General features: G+C 52.0%; 2 protein-coding genes and 1 tRNA gene. 2 read left to right on the forward strand and 1 reads right to left on the reverse strand.

What is annotated here, in order from left to right:
* Nucleotides 1-439 (forward strand): sigma factor-like helix-turn-helix DNA-binding protein (locus IKG78_RS06175; protein WP_290941009.1); only part of this gene is annotated, 439 nt, incomplete at its 5' end.
* A 66-nt stretch (nucleotides 440-505) separates the two neighbouring features.
* On the opposite strand, the gene hemW is transcribed toward IKG78_RS06175, so the two are convergent.
* Nucleotides 506-1642 (reverse strand): radical SAM family heme chaperone HemW, encoded by a 1137-nt coding sequence (hemW, locus tag IKG78_RS06180; RefSeq protein WP_290941012.1) that lies wholly within the window; start codon nucleotides 1640-1642, stop codon nucleotides 506-508.
* 91 nt (nucleotides 1643-1733) lie between these two features.
* On the opposite strand from hemW, the gene IKG78_RS06185 reads away from it, so the two are divergent.
* Nucleotides 1734-1806 (forward strand) — tRNA-Gly (locus tag IKG78_RS06185).
* Nucleotides 1807-1946 lie beyond the last annotated feature (140 nt).

The raw sequence follows: 1946 nt of genomic DNA on the forward strand, positions 1-1946 counted from the left end.
CCGTGTGCGCAAGGCTTTGCACGAGCAGTCCCGCGGTAAAGAGATCAACGAAGAAATCCGCGAGCTTATCCAGATTGGCCAACGCGGCGTTTCCTTCGACAGCCCGCTGAAGGCAGACTCCAAGGCGACCTACGCCGAAGTGTTGCCCGATACCGGCGCCACGAACCCAGAAGCCGATTCCGAAATCCAGAGCGTCGAAGCTTTGGCCCGCGACCTCATGGAACAACTCCCGGAACGCGAAGCCCGAGTCATCACCGGCATTTTCGGCATCAACCAGGAAGCCCCGCAGACGCTGCGTGAAGTGGGGGAATCCATGAATATCTCCCACGAACGCGTCCGTCAGTTGCGCGACCAGGCTCTCCGCCGCATCCGCAAGTACAACAGCAAGGACTTCTTGCAAGAAAAGAAAGACGCTTTCCTCGCGGCTATTAACAAATAATTAAAAGCATAATTCAACTTTTTCAAGCCCGCCCGCAAGCGGGCTTCTCTTTTTTTGGCGAAAAAGCTACTGGCACGCGTTTAATACATCGGTGACGATGCTGTCCATGAAAATCCAGCCTCGGCCAACGAGTTTCAAAACACCGTTTTCGATCGTCGCAAAATCTTTTTGAACCCAAGGTTCATAGCCTTCCGGCAAGACGGCAATTCCTTCAGCGGCAAGCGCGTTCAAGTCAAGGCCAGAGCGCTGGCGTAGCGAGAGCCACACGCGTTCCGTCAAAACATCGTCTTTGTCCAAATCATCATACGTCAGCGAAGCATCGGGCGAACCCGCATTCACGTAATCACGCCAACGCGGATACATTTCAGGAGCGCAGAATCGGCGACCGTCAAAATAGCTGTGCGCACCCGGCCCAAAACCAATGTACTCGCCGCGATTCCAATAGTTTATGTTGTGCAAGCTTTCGTCGCCTGGCTTTGCGAAATTCGAGACTTCGTAACGCACGAAACCTTTTTTCTCAAGAATCTCGACGCCACCGAGGTACATCGGTTCGTACAAACTCTCGTCAACTTTTTCTTCGCCTCGCGATACGCGACCGCCTAAAAGCGTCCGCTCGCCCACATTCAACCCATAAAAGCTCAAATGCCCCAACGGAAAATCCGACAAGCGATCGACATCGCTCAAAAACGAATCCACCGACTGTCCCGGCAAATCGAACATCAAGTCCGCCGAAACCTTCGCCTGCGGAAGCGAAGTCAACAACCGCAACGCTTCGAAACCCCGTTCCACCGAATGCCTGCGGCCAATGCGGTCCAAGAGCGGCTGCGAAAACGTCTGAAGTCCAAGGCTAAAACGACGCACTCCGCATGAAAGCGCCGTCTGTACCGATTCCTCGGTGCACGATTCCGGATTGAATTCCATCGAGACTTCGTCCAATTCACGGACGCGAACACCGCACGACGCAAGTACAGCAAAAATCCGCTCAAGACACGAACTCGGTAAAATGGAAGGGGTGCCGCCGCCCAGATAAAGCGTCCTAGCTTGCGAGAGAGCGCCCTGATGCGAATCATCAAACGCTCGAATTTCACGTTCCAGCAAACCAGCATACTCCTCGAACAACCGAGCATTTGCAGGCATCACGCGGAAATCGCAATAATCGCAAATTTTCGCACAAAACGGAACGTGAATATAAATACCGAACATGAATCCCCTTTTTATAACGCAAAAAATATAACTTTTTTCGACATACACCCTTTACAACAAGAAATTTTATTTCTATATATGGGCTGTCCTCGCGGGAATAGCTCAGTTGGTAGAGCACGACCTTGCCAAGGTCGGGGTCGAGGGTCCGAGTCCCTTTTCCCGCTCTAAAAAAAAAGAGAACCACCTACAAAGGTGGTTTTCTTTTTTTATATCGTAATTTGGACGAGGACCCGAGACCCCTCGGGGGAGAGGGTGCGACTAAATTCTTTCGTGGGCGTAGCCCGTGGGAAGAATTTAGGATTTA

Source organism: Fibrobacter sp. (genome assembly GCF_017545445.1).
GTDB lineage: Bacteria > Fibrobacterota > Fibrobacteria > Fibrobacterales > Fibrobacteraceae > Fibrobacter.